General features: G+C 36.8%; 13 protein-coding genes. 11 read left to right on the top strand and 2 right to left on the bottom strand.

What is annotated here, in order from left to right; translation table 11 throughout:
• Positions 1 to 119: 119 nt before the first annotated feature.
• Entirely contained in the window at positions 120 to 2,309 is a 2,190-nt protein-coding gene (gene nrdD, locus IGJ53_RS10555; RefSeq protein WP_010733354.1) for an anaerobic ribonucleoside-triphosphate reductase, read from the bottom strand.
• A gap of 319 nt (positions 2,310 to 2,628) precedes the next feature.
• On the opposite strand from nrdD, the gene IGJ53_RS10550 reads away from it, so the two are divergent.
• The 11 genes from IGJ53_RS10550 to IGJ53_RS10500 all read left to right on the top strand — a co-directional run bounded on the left by IGJ53_RS10550 (position 2,629) and on the right by IGJ53_RS10500 (position 14,107).
• Positions 2,629 to 3,396 (top strand): ABC transporter ATP-binding protein, encoded by a 768-nt coding sequence (locus IGJ53_RS10550; RefSeq protein ID WP_002310242.1) that lies wholly within the window; start codon positions 2,629 to 2,631, stop codon positions 3,394 to 3,396.
• Positions 3,386 to 5,428, top strand: a complete 2,043-nt coding sequence (locus IGJ53_RS10545; RefSeq protein WP_259741511.1) for an ABC transporter permease — start codon at positions 3,386 to 3,388, stop codon at positions 5,426 to 5,428. Before IGJ53_RS10550 ends, IGJ53_RS10545 begins: the two co-directional genes overlap by 11 nt.
• Positions 5,429 to 5,832: 404 nt before the next feature.
• Positions 5,833 to 5,982 carry a teichoic acid D-Ala incorporation-associated protein DltX gene (locus tag IGJ53_RS10540; RefSeq protein WP_002292353.1) on the top strand — a complete coding sequence of 50 codons (150 nt, stop codon included), beginning with the start codon at positions 5,833 to 5,835 and terminating at the stop codon, positions 5,980 to 5,982.
• Positions 5,983 to 5,992: 10 nt separating this feature from the next.
• The gene (gene dltA / locus IGJ53_RS10535) at positions 5,993 to 7,507 is read left to right on the top strand and encodes a D-alanine--poly(phosphoribitol) ligase subunit DltA (RefSeq protein WP_010733356.1); all 1,515 of its coding nucleotides are present in this window, start codon (positions 5,993 to 5,995) and stop codon (positions 7,505 to 7,507) included.
• Positions 7,504 to 8,709, top strand: a complete 1,206-nt coding sequence (gene dltB / locus IGJ53_RS10530) for a D-alanyl-lipoteichoic acid biosynthesis protein DltB (RefSeq protein ID WP_002314225.1) — start codon at positions 7,504 to 7,506, stop codon at positions 8,707 to 8,709. Before dltA ends, dltB begins: the two co-directional genes overlap by 4 nt.
• Before the next feature lie 44 nt (positions 8,710 to 8,753).
• The gene (dltC, locus tag IGJ53_RS10525) at positions 8,754 to 8,987 is read left to right on the top strand and encodes a D-alanine--poly(phosphoribitol) ligase subunit DltC (protein WP_002292356.1); all 234 of its coding nucleotides are present in this window, start codon (positions 8,754 to 8,756) and stop codon (positions 8,985 to 8,987) included.
• A gap of 2 nt (positions 8,988 to 8,989) precedes the next feature.
• Positions 8,990 to 10,255, top strand: a complete 1,266-nt coding sequence (dltD, locus tag IGJ53_RS10520; RefSeq protein ID WP_010733357.1) for a D-alanyl-lipoteichoic acid biosynthesis protein DltD — start codon at positions 8,990 to 8,992, stop codon at positions 10,253 to 10,255.
• 141 nt (positions 10,256 to 10,396) lie between these two features.
• Positions 10,397 to 11,479, top strand: coding sequence for a M42 family metallopeptidase (locus IGJ53_RS10515; protein WP_002372738.1), 1,083 nt, complete (start codon positions 10,397 to 10,399; stop codon positions 11,477 to 11,479).
• Positions 11,479 to 12,282 (top strand): DUF975 family protein, encoded by an 804-nt coding sequence (locus IGJ53_RS10510; protein ID WP_010733358.1) that lies wholly within the window; start codon positions 11,479 to 11,481, stop codon positions 12,280 to 12,282. Before IGJ53_RS10515 ends, IGJ53_RS10510 begins: the two co-directional genes overlap by 1 nt.
• 69 nt (positions 12,283 to 12,351) lie before the next feature.
• On the top strand, positions 12,352 to 13,092 hold the full coding sequence (locus IGJ53_RS10505; protein WP_042957047.1) for an MBL fold metallo-hydrolase: 741 nt from the start codon (positions 12,352 to 12,354) through the stop codon (positions 13,090 to 13,092).
• A gap of 10 nt (positions 13,093 to 13,102) precedes the next feature.
• A complete protein-coding gene (locus tag IGJ53_RS10500; protein WP_010733360.1) occupies positions 13,103 to 14,107 on the top strand; it encodes a lipoate--protein ligase in 1,005 nt (334 codons plus the stop codon).
• Positions 14,108 to 14,153: 46 nt separating this feature from the next.
• On the opposite strand, the gene IGJ53_RS10495 is transcribed toward IGJ53_RS10500, so the two are convergent.
• The gene (locus tag IGJ53_RS10495) at positions 14,154 to 15,998 is read right to left on the bottom strand and encodes a hypothetical protein (protein ID WP_438750188.1); all 1,845 of its coding nucleotides are present in this window, start codon (positions 15,996 to 15,998) and stop codon (positions 14,154 to 14,156) included.
• Positions 15,999 to 16,157: the final 159 nt, after the last annotated feature.

Here is a 16,157-nt window from a genome sequence, read left to right as displayed (position 1 = left end):
AATAAACGGTGTTCAAAAGTTTGCATCTGCGGTAATAAGCCCAACTAAACGAAAAATAGGAGGAGCTATTTTCCATTTTGCTTCTCTAATACTCAGGACAGGACGCTGATTTCACAAACTCATTTCATGTGTTTCACACGTGAGGAAATTTCTTTGTGGCGACCATGTACCATCGGACGAGCTTGTGGATTTCCTAAATAGCCACAAGTACGTTTGACTACATCACATGTTTTTGGGTCATGATTTCCACATTCTGGACATTCGAAGCCTCGTTCTGTTGGTTTGAAATCACCTTCAAAACCACATTGGTAGCAATGGTCAATTGGCGTATTCGTACCAAGATACCCGATTTTATCATATGCAAAATCCCATACAGCTTCTAAAGCTTTCGGATTTTGTTGGAGCATAGGGTATTCACAGTAGTGGATGAATCCACCTGAACAATATTTTGGATAATCCTTCTCAAATTCCAATTTTTCAAATGGCGTTGGGTTTTTACGCACATCATAGTGGAAACTGTTTGTATAATATTCTTTATCTGTGATGTTTTCGATGATACCAAATTTTTCTGTATCTAAACGACAGAAACGATCAGTCAGACTTTCACTTGGTGTTGAATAGACGCTGAAATGATAACCGTATTCATCACCCCATGCATCCGCATTGGTTTTTAATTCTTTGACGATGTCAAGTGTGAAAGCTTTTGCCTCTGGGTTTGTTTCCCATTCGCCACCGAAGAAAGCTGAAGCAACTTCATATAATCCAATGTAACCTAATGATACAGTAGCTCGACGGTTTTTGAATAATTCATTGACAGAATCGGTACGTGAAAGACGTTTTCCGAAAGCACCATACATATATAAGATTGGCGCATTTGCTGGAATGGCTTCTTTACAACGTTCTACACGATAGAGAAGCGCATCTTTCATGATTTCCAAACGGTCAGACAATAGCTGCCAGAATTTGTTCTGATCTCCTTTTGATTCGATCGCGATTCTTGGTAAATTCAATGTAACCACACCTAAATTCATTCGTCCGACATTTACTTCTTGACCATTTTCGTCTTTCCATCCTTGCAAGAATGAACGACAGCCCATAGGTACTTTGAAACTTCCAGTTAATTCGACGATTTTGTCGTAATTCAGAATATCAGGATACATTCGTTTCGTTGCACATTCCAATGCTAGTTGTTTGATGTCATAATTAGGATCTTCAGGGTTTAAGTTTACACCTTTTTTCAAAGTGAAGATCAGTTTAGGGAAGATAGCTGTTCGCTTTTCACTCCCTAATCCATTGATTCGGATCTGTAAAATCGCTTTTTGGATTTCTCTTTCAAACCAGTTTTCCCCCAAACCAAACCCTAATGAAGTGAAAGGGGTTTGCCCATTTGAAGTAAATAAGGTATTGATTTCATATTCCAAACTTTGCATAGCATCGAAGATATCTTTTTTGGTTTTTGCTTTTGCATATTCTTTTTGGCGTTCTGGCGAATCGATCCATTCTTCCGCGTCTTTTAGATGTTTTTTATAGTTCAATTCTGCAAAAGGAGCCAGCAATTCATCTGTTCGGTCGGCAGAACAGCCACCATATTGACTTGACGCAACATTAGCAATGATCTGTGAGATTTGTGCTGTCGCTGTCTGGATAGATTTAGGTGATTCCACTTCCGCATTTCCAATTTTGAAACCGTTGTTCAGCATACCTTTGAAATCAATCAAGCAACAATTTGTCATCGGTGTGTAAGGATGATAATCCAAATCATGGTAATGGATATCACCTTTTTGATGCGCATTTGCTATATGTGGCGGCAACATTTTCAGTCCGATCGATTTTCCGACGATGCCGGCTGTTAGATCACGCTGTGTATTGAAAACATTACTGTCTTTATTGGCATTTTCATTCACGACAGTCTGGTCTTTGTTGATTAGTTTTTCAATCGAAAAGTTGATATCTGTCGCTTTACTACGAGCAAAATCCCGTTTTGTACGGTAATTGATATACTCTTCTGCTAATTCATATTCGTTTTTTTCTAATAAGATATGTTCCACGATGTTTTGAATCTCATAGATCTTGACATTTTCAGCAAACCGGCTTTTGATTTCTTGGACAACCAAGTCTGCAATCATTTGGATTTTTTCGTAAGTAAGTGGGGATAATGAGCCGTGAATTTTCTTTTCAGCTTTGATTAGTGCTTCGTTGATCTTTTGTTCATCGAAATCAACATGGCGGCCATCTCGTTTGATAACTTTCATCTGGTGTGCCTCTGGTTGCTGAGTAACGACTGTTTTCTCTTCATAATTTACTTTCATTATCTTCAACTCCTGCTAAATTGTTCTTGTCTATCATAAAACAAAATTTAGGAAGGAGCAACTAATTATCGGCTATATATAGTATTCAATCCGCTGCATAATTGGATTTCTATACTATATGTAGTGTATATTTTATTGTGAAAAAAAGTGAAAACTTGTAGTTGATGGATTTATTTTTTGCATATTTAATTTAGCTGAATAAAATAATTGAATAAAATTTTTTTATTTGGGCTAAGAAAAAGTGACAAAAACATAAGAGCAAATTGTTCGTAGATATGCTACTATGCAAATAAACAGAAATGAAAGAGGAGAAGAAGAATTGGAAAAGATGATCGAAGTGAAACATCTCAGTAAAAGCTACGGTAGCAAACTTTCTCCCGTCAAAGCTTTAGATAATATCTCATTCACAGTAGAAGAAGGCGAATTTGTTGGGATCATGGGTCCAAGTGGTGCAGGTAAGACGACGTTGATGAATATTTTATCCACGATTAATTTGCCTACGATGGGTAGTGTCTTGATTCAAGGAAAAGAAATCACAAAAATGAAAAATAGTGAGCTCAGTGACTTTCGCCGAAAAAAACTAGGATTCATTTTTCAAGAATTCAATTTGATCGATACTTTAAATGCAAAAGACAATATCCTATTGCCCCTAGCAGTTGAACGGATGACTAAGGAAGAGATGGAAAAGAGAGTAAGACACGTAGCTCAATTGTTGAATATAGAAGAACTGCTAAAACGATATCCAGATGAGCTTTCTGTCGGTCAGCGACAACGAATTGCAGCCGCTAGAGCCCTTGTTGTTCAGCCACAAGTAATCTTTGCAGATGAACCAACTGGATCTCTAGACTCGAAGTCGGCCACAGAATTGTTGAATTATTTACAGACTATGAATCAAAAAGAAAAAGCGACAATCTTGCTAGTCACCCATGACCCATATACAGCGAGCTACTGTGACAGAATTTTATTTATTAAAGACGGCGTGATTTTTTCAGAAGTTGTGAGAAGAGGGACAAGAAGAGAATTCTTTGAAAAAGTAATCGACATGCAGGCAACGATTGGTGGAGGAGGAAAAATGAATGCTGTATAAACTAGCCGTCAAAAGCTTTTTTCGGCAGTCCCGAGGGTATCTTGTTTATTTTTTCAGTTTGACTTTATCCGTGATGATTTATTATTCATTCAGCGCAATGACCTATGATCAATCTTTAGTTAGAAGAGCAAGTCCAGATACTTCGATAGATGGCGGATTGAGTTTTGGCGGACTGATCATTACTGTCGTTTTACTTTTTTTCGTATTCAGCGCCAACCGATTTTTTTTGAATAGAAGACAAAAAGAAATAGGTATCTATCAACTTTTTGGTATGAACAAACTACAAATTTCAGGTATATATGTGTTGGAAATCATGATAATTGGGTTATTTGCCTGTATTTTTGGGATATTGCTCGGCATTATTTTCTCCAAACTCTTTTCCATGATTTTGGTTCGAATGATGGATATGGATCTTAATAGTCCGTTTTTTATCTCCATTCCATCAGTCGCAGATACTTTATTTGCTTTTTTCATCATCCTTTTAGCAGTATCTGTGTATTCGATATGGAAAATCTGGCGCTACCCGATGATTCGAAGTTTTGGAGAAAAAGAACAAGCAGATAGTTCAACGATGCGTTTCAGAACAAGGCATCGATTACTCGCTGTCATTGGGTTATTGCTTTTAACGAGCGGATATTTTGGGGCTAGTCATTTTAGAGAAATCACTTCATGGATGATCAGTCATCATTACCTTGAGACATTCATTCTCTTTTTGCCTTTTCTGATCTTTTTCATTTGTGTGATTGGTACTTATTTGTTTTTCTGCTATACATTTCGGCTCTTTTTGATCATATTGAGTAAATGGAAGCTCTATTACTATGGGATCAATTTTTTAATAATAGGTAATACACAAGTGCACCTGCTCAAAAGCTGGCGTACGAATTCTCTAATTACAGTCATTCTTGGAATTTCTTTAATGACGATTGGCGGTACGGCTAGTATTTCTACTATTTTATCGTATCAGGAGAAAGTATCCTCCCCGATGGACTATCAGTTTGATGTCGAGACAGGGAAAAAAATCAAGCCTATTCTGGCAGAGGAAGGACAGAAGATAACTAAAGAAATCACCTTGCATTATAAAGTCATAGGTAGTATCTACAGACCAGATCTCGAAGAACCTATGTTTCAAACTGCTAATCTGATCTCAGAAACAGAATATCAAGCCTTCAGAAAAGTTAATCCGGATTTGCCAAACGTTTCTTTGAAATCTCCTAACCATACTGTTTTGCTTGATCAAATGCAAACTCTTTTCCGAAATATTTCATTATATGGTTCTAGTATTGGATTGCCAGATAATCAAGAGTTGAAGATTCAACAAATGCTTCCAAGTGTATTAGGTGATGAAACGATGGTATATCTAAGTCCTGTACTAGTCGTGGATGATAACGTTTTTGAAAAAGCAAAAGGTGTAGATTATCAAGTAGTCAATGCGGATGTGTCAGGTGGAAATAATGAAAAGATAGATGAACGACTGAGCAGTGAAATGTCGATAAAGTGGCTCAATGCTATTTATTATTCTTATGATATCGTAAATGGGCGTCTGCAAGGAGAAATTAGTACAAAGAAACTGCCAGATGACAAAATGAAGGAAGCGCAATTTAGTCAAGAAGGTTCTCGGTTGAACTTCTCTTCCAGCTATTCAAAATTGCGTGCAGTCAACCGGCGGATTGGTATCAATATTTTTGTCACACTGTTTGTCGGAATGATCGTCATTATTGCTACTGGCAGTATTCTGACCGTTCGGCAATTAGCAGAAGCAGAGGAAGAAAAAGAAAATTATCACCTATTAACTAAACTGGGGATACCACAAAGAAGAATTAGAAGGATGATTTTCGAGCAAAACGCACTTACCTTTTTTCCACCCATGATATTAGGAATCACTCATGCAGTATTTGCAATCAATGTTTTCACTCAGTATATCAAAACTGCCGATTATTGGTTGGCTTATCTTGTCAGTGGCTTATTGATCCTTATCTATCTTTTGCTTTATGTCATTACGAGTCAGTTATATTGTCGGATTATCGAGGAATGACAGGCGGAATAAGACAAGATAATAAAAAGTACTAAATTTTAAACACCGTTTAAAGAAGAGGTTGTGAAAAAGCTGTCCTGCATCAAGTAATAAAAAACAGCCAAGCGAAAATAGTTTCCCATGTTTTTGATTTGGCTGGACTTATTACCGCAGATGCAAGCTTTTACACACCGTTTATTTGGAATAAGAGGTTGTGACACGTTTTTGTCACAACCTCTTTATTTTTTATATTTTTTAAAATTACTAGAAATTATAAAGAAAAAAGCAGTGTTTTGATGTGCTATTTTTATAAAAGCTATGTGACAAAACTGTTAGTAAAAAAACGGTTTCTGTAAGCTAGACACATGTTTCTTTTTGTCAAAATTCGTTACACTTTGTGTGAGGTTATATGAGGAGGGAATCCAATGAACAAATGGTGGTCTAATCCAAAATTGAATTATTGGGGAAAATTCATCATTCGAACAATTTTTTATAGTGCGGTACTGCTGTTCCTTATCTACCTGTATCACTATAAAAATATTCAAGGAGGAACATTTATCTATAACGAATTTTAGGAGGAAGAGTATGGAAATCAAAACGATTATTGAAGCAGTCGATGATTGGGGAATAAGCGAACCTGATCGAATTGCTTATCAGGCGGATGAGATGCATACTTTTGGAGAATTGAAACAAGCATCAGACGCACTTGCTTATTATTTAGAAGAAAAGGTAGAAGGGGATGGACCAATCGTCGTTTTTGGTAATTTAGAATTTGAGATGATTGTCGCATTTCTAGGAATTGTCAAATCTGGTCATGCCTATTTGCCAATTGAAGAACATACACCCAAAGAACGTATCCTATCGATCTTTCGGGTGGCTAAACCATCTATGGTCATCAGTATTGGGAATTGGATAGAAGATATTCCTTCTGTTCCTGTCGTAACAAAAGAAGAATTTCAAGAAATCGAGAAGATACCAGTAGATTTTTATCCCAGAAATAGCGTAAAAGGTACAGAAAATTTTTATATTATTTTTACTTCTGGTACTACTGGAGAACCAAAAGGCGTACAAATCAGTCATGATAATCTAGTCAGCTTTGTTCAATGGACGATGGAAGACTTTGGGATCAAGCCTGGTATGCATTTCTTAGCCCAAGCGCCATTTTCTTTTGATTTATCGGTATTTTCTATTTATCCTGCATTAGTTTCTGGTGGAATGCTGAAGCCGTTAAATAAAGCAGTTATTCAAGATTTTCGTCAATTATTCGCGACATTGCCTAACTTGAAGTTGAATATTTGGGTTTCTACTCCATCTTTTATGGATATTTGCTTGATGGAGCCTACCTTCAATGGAGAAAATGTGCCAGAATTGGACATGTTTTTATTTTGCGGAGAAGAATTGACAAAAAAAACTGCAGAAACGCTACTTGATCGATTCCCAAATGCACGGATATATAATACTTACGGTCCAACAGAAGCAACTGTGGCTATTTCAAGTATTCAGATTGATCAGCACGTACTAGATAAATATGACCGACTACCGATTGGCTATGTAAAAAAAGACACCAAAGTTTCTATTGTCCAAGAAGACAAACTTGTTCCAAAAGGAGAAACTGGTGAAATCATTATTGCAGGACCAAGCGTATCAAAAGGTTACCTGAACAATCCAGAAAAAACAGCAGCTGCGTTCTTTTGTCAAAATGACTTAGCAAGTTACCATACAGGGGATGCAGGAAGGTTGGATGAAGATGGGCTTTTATTTTATGAAGGCCGTATGGATCAGCAAGTCAAATTGCATGGTTACCGGATCGAGTTAGGGGATATCGAACATTATCTGCTCCAAGACTCCCGGATCAAACAAGCCGTTGTCGTACCAAAATATCAAGGAACAAAAGTGCAGCAGCTTGTTGCTTTCATCGTATTAGAAAACACAACGAAACAACCGGATTTTCAACTGACCAAATCGATCAAAGAACAATTACTGCAGGTTGTGATGGAGTATATGATTCCTCAGAAGTTCCATTATGTCGATCTGCTGCCTCAGACAGTAAATGGAAAAATTGATCGAAAAAAATTAACAGCTGAGGTGAATCCTGAATGATGTTTCCTCATATGATCCCTTACGCAGAGCCGTTTTATTTTTTTCTTTTAGCCATTGCGCTTATACCAATCGTTCTATCTTTACTGATATGGAAAAAAAGATTACCAATTTATCAATCAGTGGTGACACTTTTCTTTTTATTTGTCAGCTTTGGAGGTACTTATTGGGAACAGGGAGCGGCGCTGATTGGGTATGTTTTTTGGCAGACAATCCTTGTATGGGGCTATTTTGTTCACCGGCAAAGGAAAAATCAAACAGGATGGTTTTACGCCGCCGTTATTTTAGCAATAATTCCACTGTTTTTAACGAAAGTGACTCCTTTTTTTGAACATGGAAAAGCATCGCTACTTGGTTTTTTAGGAATCTCTTATTTAACCTTTAAGTCTGTGCAAATGATCATGGAAATAAGAGATGGCATGATCAAAGTATATAATCCATTTCGTTATATCCAGTTTCTGCTGTTTTTCCCGACGATATCTTCTGGACCCATCGATCGTTATAGGAGATTTGAAAAGGATCAGCTCCATCCACCTGTTCGTGATAAATATGTTGATCTCTTGGGAAAAGGCGTCCAAAATATTTTTGTCGGTTTTTTATATAAGTTCATTATCGGTTATTATTTTGGTCAAGTACTGCTCCCTGTAGTAGGGCGCATCGCATTACAGCATGGTGGGATTTCATGGGCGTTAGTGGGTTACATGTACGTGTATAGCATGTATTTATTTTTTGATTTTGCAGGTTACAGTTTGTTTGCGGTCGGTACAAGCTACATGATGGGGTATCAGACGCCAATCAATTTCAATAAACCATTTTTATCATGGAATATCAAAGAATTCTGGAATCGATGGCATATGACCTTGTCTTTTTGGTTCCGCGATTACGTGTATATGCGGTTGATGTTCTTCATGATGAAGAAAAAAATTTTTAAAAGCAAGATCGTGATGTCAAATATCGGGTATTTCGCTTTATTTCTTCTAATGGGTGTCTGGCATGGATTGACGTGGTACTACATCGTATACGGTCTGTATCATGCTTGTCTGATCTGTCTGACAGATGCATGGATCCGATTTAAGAAGAAGCATAAAGATCAGTTGCCTTCTAACAAATTTACGCATGGCGTAGCCGTATTTTTGACATTTCAAGCGGTATGTTTCAGCTTCCTGATTTTTTCAGGATTTTTAGATAAACTTTTTTTTAGCTAACGAATAGAGACATATTAATTTATATAACAAAGGAGAAAAGGAAAATGGAAGAACAAATTTTATCAATCTTAGAAGAAATAACAGGAACAGATGAAGTAAGAAAAAATCGTGATATTGATCTATTTGATGAAGGTTTGCTTGATTCTTTAGCATCTGTGCAATTATTAGTCGAGCTAGACGGAGAGTTGGATATCCAAGTCCCAGTCTCTGAATTCGAGCGGGAGGATTGGCGCACACCGAATAAAATCATTCAACAAGCAACTGCATTGAAGGGTTGAGTATGAAAAAGAAACTCTTTGCTATTTTTGGACCTGTTGTTCTCGCTTTTGGTCTGCTTGCCCTATTCTTCACTTCTTCCTATCGAGTAAATATTGATAACCCGGAAGTAATCAAGCGAGCGTCTTCATCTATGTCAGCAAATGTACTAAAGGGCGATGCAATAAAAAACAAAGCTTTGTCTGAAAAACAATATATCCCCTTTTTTGGGTCGAGTGAATTAAGCAGGATCAGTCCATTTCATCCGTCTGTTTTGGCTGAAAAATATGATAGAGGTTATCGTCCTTTCTTGCTAGGAGCGCCGGGAACACAATCATTAAGTCAATATATGATGATGCGATCTGCAGGGGATGATTTGAAAAACAAAAAAGTGGTGTTTATCATCTCTCCTCAATGGTTTGTAAAAGAGGGTGTAAAAACAGATTATTTCAACACTTACTATTCTGAACTTCAGACCTATGATTGGTTGTTCTCATTGAAAAAAGTTACATCAGCTGATCGCTATTTAGCTAGAAGACTATTAACTTTTTCAAAAGTAAAAGAGAACGATACGCTGACAGGAATTCTACAAACGATTAAAGAAGGAAAGTTACCTTTACCTGAATCTTTGGATCAGTTGCACAGCCAATGGAACATGTTGAAGCGTGAGGATGAGATATTCAGTGATATCGGTTTGAAAGATCGTCAGCAAAAAATCGATCATGAATCAAAACGATTACCAGACTACTATCAAGAAACAGAATTATCCATTTTGGCAGATAAAATTGGAAAACAAGAAACGACAAATAATCCATTTGGTTTGAAAAACGATTTTTATACACATCGTATCCGATCCCACGAGCCAGAACTCAAACAGTCACAAAAAAATTGGGATTATCGTTTTTCACCAGAATTTTCTGATTTTCAGCTAATCTTGGATCAATTAGCAAAAAATCATAATGAAGTGTTGTTTATCATTCCACCGGTTAACGAGAAATGGAGCGATTATACCGGACTATCTCAAGAAATGTTACAAGGATTTGCCAAAAAAATCAAATTTCAATTAAATAGCCAAGGATTCAATCGAATAGCTGATTTTGTCAATCAAGCTGGTACCAATTATTTTATGGAAGATACGATCCATTTAGGGTGGAAAGGCTGGCTAGCCGCAGATCAACAGATTAGACCGTTTTTAGAAGAAAACCAGCTTCCTAGTAGATACCATCTCGATGATGCTTTTTTCAGCAAAGATTGGCAACAGCAAGTACCAGATAAACTACGATTAAAATAAATAAAACAGGTGGAGAATATCTGCCTGTTTTATTTATTTTAGAATATTCTGAAAAAAACAGTAAAAATACCAAGTTTGCCTGAACAAAAAACAAAAGCAATGGTATAATCACAATATGAATATAGAAATGGGGGAAAACATTTGGATACAAAAGAAGAACAGCTACTAATTGATTTGACTTCTGCAAAAGGAGTACCTGGGAATGAAGAAGAGGTAAGAGAAGTATTCAGAGAATATGCTAAACCATTCGCTGATGATATTTTTTATGACGGATTAGGCAGTGTGATTGCTAAGCATGGCGCTGGCGGAGGACCAAAAGTCTTTATTTCTGGTCATATGGATGAAGTTGGTTTTATGGTAACAAAAATAACCGAAAAAGGCTTCTTGGAATTCCAAACACTTGGAGGCTGGTGGGGACAAGTGATGCTTGCTCAGCAAGTTGAAATCAAAACACGAGAAGGAAAAATCATTCACGGGGTAATTGGTTCAAAACCACCGCATGTTTTAACACCTCAGGTACGAAATAAACCATATGAAATCAAAGATATGTTTATTGATATCGGCGCATCAAACCAAGAAGAAGCCAAAGAATGGGGCATACGTCCGGGAGATATGGTCACCCCATATATTGAATACAAACGAATGAACGGCAGTAAATATTTACTGGCAAAAGCATGGGATAATCGGATAGGGACAGCTGTTTCGTTGCGAGTATTGGAGAATCTGTCTAAAGAAGCACATCCAAATGTTTTATTTGCAGGAAGCGATGTGCAAGAAGAAGTGGGCTTGCGAGGCGCTCGAACAAGCACGCACCTTGTAAATCCGGATATTGCTTTTGCTTTAGATACTGGTACAGCAGGTGATACTCCAGGAATGACACCAAAAGAAGCAGATTCGATTTTAGGAAAAGGTCCACAGATTTTGATTTTTGATGCATCGATGATTCCGCACAAAAAATTATTGAATTTCGTTATCGATGTAGCAGAGGAAATGGCTATCCCATTCCAATATACAGTGATCTCTGGTGGTGGAACGGATGCAGGACAAATGCATTTGACAAGAGACGGCGTTCCTTCTGTAGCCATTACTGTTCCTGTTCGTTATTTGCATTCCCACACATCAGTGATCCATGAAGATGATTATTTGAATACAGTGAAGCTAGTTACTGAGTTAGTGAAACGACTTGATAGTGAAACAGTTGAAAAAATCCGGAGTTATGAATAATGAATAATAAAATGCCTATTTCTGAATATCGAAAAAAAGCGCGAGCTTCTTTGGAGAATCAATGGGGAATCAATGCTTGGCTTGTTTTCTTATCCATATTGTTCACGAGCGTCATACAGAATTTTTTTGACGGTTTCAGTCCTTTTACGGAAGAAAGCATGCAGCAAAACCTATTGAGTTTTCTAGTCGATAATTTGCTTTTATTCGCATTCAACTATGCATTGTTTTATATTGCGTTAGTAGTTGTACGAGGTGGCAGACCAAAAAGCAATCTTCTATTTTCAGTTTTCCAAAAAAAATATTTTGGTTCGATACTTGTCATCAATTTGATTAATTCAATCATCAACTGGTTGCTCAACAGTTTGATCTTTCTGCCCATGTTTTTAATCAGCGGAGTGAGTGCTTATACGCAGTTGCTTTTCAGTTCAAGTACGGTACCTACGGATGTCATGCCAGGAGATTTTCTTGATATCAGCTTTGTTTTATCAATGGTAGGGATGATTTTTGTTTCAGCACTTATCATGAGCATCGTTGGCGGATTGTTCCAATTTGCTGCGTGGACGAAGTTCGACTATCCTGATTTGTCGGTTGTACAATGCTTAAAATATGGCTGGTTCTTATTGAAAGATAGAATCGGTACGTATATTTTGTTGCAACTATCTTTTATCGGCTGGTATTTGTTAGGGGCAATCGCTTTATTCATCGGTCTTTTGTGGGTCATCGTTTATGTGAATGTATCAGTTGCAGAATTTTATGAACAAGCACGGATTGAAAAAGGTGGTCCAGAAGCCTATTTTGCTTAATCTGTAAGCAGTTTATTCATTAGAAAAATAACTTTTGTGGTAGGATAAATCTTTGAGGGGGAATGTATGATGAAATTAACTGTTTTAGGCTGCTTAGGGGCGTATCCTTATAAAAATCAAGGGACAACAGGTTATTTACTTCAATCTGACGGTTTCAACTTGTTGATTGATGCAGGTAGTGCTACGCTGATCAAATTACAAGAACATCTTGATCCACTTGATTTGGATGCTGTGATCCTTAGCCATTATCATCATGATCATATTGCTGACCTTGGTGTATTACAGTATTACTGGCAACTTCATCCCAAAAGAGATCCGGAGACATTGCTTTCAATTTACGGGCACACAAAAGATTCTGTCCACTTTGAAGAATTGACGATGGCGAATGTCTCAAAAGGACATCCTTATTTTGAAGCCGAAGAATTAAAAATTGGTCCTTTTCTGATTACTTTTATGGAAACAATCCATCCAGTAGTATGTTACGCCATGCGAATCGTAGAAGAAGCAACGGGGAAAGTATTCGTATTTACAGGAGATTCAGGTTATTTGGAAAGTTTCGCTGATTTTGCGAAAGAGGCTGATTTGTTTCTAGCAGATACCTATCTATTTGAAGGAAATGAACAGCATCATGCACATTTCACTTCAAAAGAAGCTGGAGAACTGGCGAAATCAGCTAACGCAAAGAAACTTGTACTTACCCATCTACCTCAGTTTGGCGACTTAGAACAATTGAAAAATGAAGCGCAAAAAGCAGCAGGTAAAAGGATAGATGTAGAACTTGCTGCAGTTGACAAAGTGTTTGACATTTAGGAGGAAGAACATGATTTTTGTACCAAATGAAAACCACGACCCAAGAATCAATTTAGCAATTGAACAATACTTGTTGCAAGAAATGCCATTAGATGAACCCATTTTGCTCTTTTATATCAATGAACCTTCAATCATCATTGGTAGGAATCAGAACACGATTGAAGAAATCAATCGAGATTATGTGGAAGAACATGGTATTCATGTGGTTCGCCGTCTAAGTGGAGGCGGAGCTGTCTACCATGATTTTGGGAATTTGAACTTTAGTTTTATTATGCCTGATGATGGTGATTCCTTCCGTGATTTTGCGAAAGTAACACAACCAATCATCCAAGCACTTCATGAATTGGGTGTTGCCGGTGCTGAGCTGAAAGGCCGAAATGATTTAGTCATTGATGGTATGAAATTTTCCGGTAATGCGATGTATGCTACCAACGGCCGAATGTTTGCTCATGGAACGATCATGTTCGACTCTGATATCAATGAAGTAGTCAATGCATTAAAAGTAAAAAAAGACAAAATCGAATCAAAAGGAATCAAATCGATCCGTTCTCGTGTGACGAATATCAAACCGTTTCTTCCCGAAGAAAAACAAAACATGACAACGGAAGAATTTCGTCAAGAAATCTTGTTGAAAATTTTTGGTGTAGAATCAGTAGAGGAAGTAAAAACGTACGAATTGACCGACGAAGATTGGAAAAAAATCAATCGAATCTCTGAAGAATATTACCGAAATTGGGATTGGAATTACGGAAAGTCCCCAGATTTCAATTTCTCTCGTCAAAAACGTTTCTCTATCGGTTCGATCGAAGTCCACTTGAATGTATCAGAAGGAATGATTACAGAAGCAAAAATATTTGGTGATTTCTTCGGACTAGGAGATATCTCTGATGTCGAAAAAAAATTGGTGGGACAGAAATATGATAAAGAATCTCTATCAAAAATAGTTGACCAAATTGATGTGAAAAAATATTTTGGTGCGATAGAACCAGAAGAATTGCTTACCTTACTTTATTAAAAACAAAAAGCAGCGGAATCCTTATGTATTGGATCCCACTGCTTTTTTATATAGAATTCGAGTAATTTCGGGAAAGCTGAACAGTGATCCGATCAATCAATGTATCTTTTTCCTGCGTTAGTGTTCCAGTGTAACGATCTGCCACATCTTTCATCATCATCAAATCAAAGCGTTCCTGATCATCTAATTCTTCTGTTATACCTCGACTGAATATATTTGTATCATAATGTGCACTATGTTCGCAACAAATGACGAAATGATCCTCTTGTTCGTGTATCGACAAATGAATTTTTCGATACAGCGGATTTTCGATGGCATGAGTTTCTCTAAAGGAATGTTCTAGGGCATGAATCAAAAGCTGGGCTAGATCATCATCTTTGATAGGAAGCTCCTCAGGAAGTTCTGCTTGGAAGGTGATCTGGATATTCCGTTTAGCAGCTAACTGTTGATAGCGCGCGAAAATCAGATTTGTCATCTGATGATTGCAAAAAGAACACAGCATTTCAAAATTTTTTGCTTCTTCCAAGATTGTTTCCACATATTTTTTTGCTTTTACTTGATCCGTATGCATTAAGTCTTGCAGATTTTCCATTTCCTGAACAAATTCTAAACGAAGCGTATTTACTTCTTGGATATGCTGTCGAAGTTGCTCATAATGCTGTTCCAGCAAATCGTTTTTGATTTTTAAGAAATCTACTTGTCTTCGGTCTTTATCTGTGTTCATAATGTGGTCAATCAGATTGTAACTGATAATAACAATCAAAATAATAATGAATAAAATCGTAGACCAATTGATCGTCGTTTGATAAATCCCTAGTGCTGTTTGGATATAAATCAAGCAGTGGATAATGGCAACCAAGACGATCCAAGGTGTACAAACTACATAAAAACGATTGTTCTTATAGGCTTCACCAATGCAGGTAAGCGAAGTGACTAGAGTACTGATAACACTAGCTATATTAGCAATTGGCATCAATTCAGGAAGTTCTGCAGAAGTAAAAGTTGCATAAAGCAGAACACCAGAAAAGATCGAAAGCTGGATTATACAAAAAATCCCATACCATTTTTTATAATAAATCATCCGGTTCCAATAATAGCAGATAATGAAAGCCGAGGTTAGGATAATAAATAAATGAGATAAAAAAGAGTGAACAAATGGTTCAAAAAGGATGCCACTTAAAATATCTTCTGAAACAGCTTCAAATCCTAATGCCAAAGCAAAGCAGCTTAAGATAATCAGCGAGTATTCAAGCCGTTTTTGTTTGTACATCAAGTAGATGGTATAGATAAACGTCCCAATAGCAATGAAAACTGCAATGATCATCGTTAATACTTGCGGTACTGATTGAGAATAGATAAAACCGATTAACGGACCAGTTGTACCTATATAGACTTTCGGCGGCAACCCAGCGTAGTTCTGATAAGGAGATGAGACAGAGATCATCAATTTTTTTCCGATGTAATCTGATGGTAAATCTATCACAGCCAGTGATAGTCCAGGATTGCTTTCTGCGTCGTAATCTTCCCGTTGGTATAAAATGTTTCCATTTAGATACACAGTAATCCATTGATGATTTCCTTTGATTAGTAAATTTGCTTCGTTCAACGGTTTCTCAAGTGTCGTTTCCATGATAAATGTTTCGTCTTTGTCTACGGTAGGAATCATACGAGTGTACTTACTGTCAAACTTAAAATCAGGATCATCTTTTGAATAGAAAACCCATGAATCTTTTATTTCTTTCATTTGATTACTATCAGCAGGAGAGAAGATAAAATAGAAGAAATAAGCAATTCCTGCTAAAAATAACACTGATAATATAATTATTATGCTCCATTTTATGCGCATATAGAAAGATTCTTTTTTATTATATATGTTATTAAAAAAAGACATAAAGGTATTCCTTTCTAAAACTTGTAATTTTAGGGTAAACGTTTTTTTAACTAACGTCAATTATTTATAATAAAAAATGAGATAAAGATGAGGAAATAGAATCAAAAAAACGTCGTTGTCATAAAAATGTGTTTTTACAGTTATAATTTGAAAAAAATT

It is taken from the genome of Enterococcus sp. DIV1283b, assembly GCF_051710965.1.
GTDB lineage: Bacteria > Bacillota > Bacilli > Lactobacillales > Enterococcaceae > Enterococcus_B > Enterococcus_B lactis.
The sequence above is the reverse complement of the archived record's forward strand: the minus strand, read 5'-3'. Positions and strand labels throughout refer to the sequence as shown.

Excerpts from the sequence above, each read along its gene's own strand:
- IGJ53_RS10510 (WP_010733358.1), top strand. The coding sequence starts at position 11,479 with ATGAATAATAAAATGCCTATTTCTGAATATCGAAAAAAAGCGCGAGCT.
- IGJ53_RS10505 (WP_042957047.1), top strand. The coding sequence starts at position 12,352 with ATGAAATTAACTGTTTTAGGCTGCTTAGGGGCGTATCCTTATAAAAAT.
- IGJ53_RS10540 (WP_002292353.1), top strand. The coding sequence starts at position 5,833 with ATGAACAAATGGTGGTCTAATCCAAAATTGAATTATTGGGGAAAATTC.
- dltD (WP_010733357.1), top strand. The coding sequence starts at position 8,990 with ATGAAAAAGAAACTCTTTGCTATTTTTGGACCTGTTGTTCTCGCTTTT.
- IGJ53_RS10495 (WP_438750188.1), bottom strand. The coding sequence starts at position 15,998 with ATGTCTTTTTTTAATAACATATATAATAAAAAAGAATCTTTCTATATG.
- nrdD (WP_010733354.1), bottom strand. The coding sequence starts at position 2,309 with ATGAAAGTAAATTATGAAGAGAAAACAGTCGTTACTCAGCAACCAGAG.
- dltA (WP_010733356.1), top strand. The coding sequence starts at position 5,993 with ATGGAAATCAAAACGATTATTGAAGCAGTCGATGATTGGGGAATAAGC.
- dltC (WP_002292356.1), top strand. The coding sequence starts at position 8,754 with ATGGAAGAACAAATTTTATCAATCTTAGAAGAAATAACAGGAACAGAT.
- dltB (WP_002314225.1), top strand. The coding sequence starts at position 7,504 with ATGATGTTTCCTCATATGATCCCTTACGCAGAGCCGTTTTATTTTTTT.
- IGJ53_RS10545 (WP_259741511.1), top strand. The coding sequence starts at position 3,386 with ATGCTGTATAAACTAGCCGTCAAAAGCTTTTTTCGGCAGTCCCGAGGG.
- IGJ53_RS10500 (WP_010733360.1), top strand. The coding sequence starts at position 13,103 with ATGATTTTTGTACCAAATGAAAACCACGACCCAAGAATCAATTTAGCA.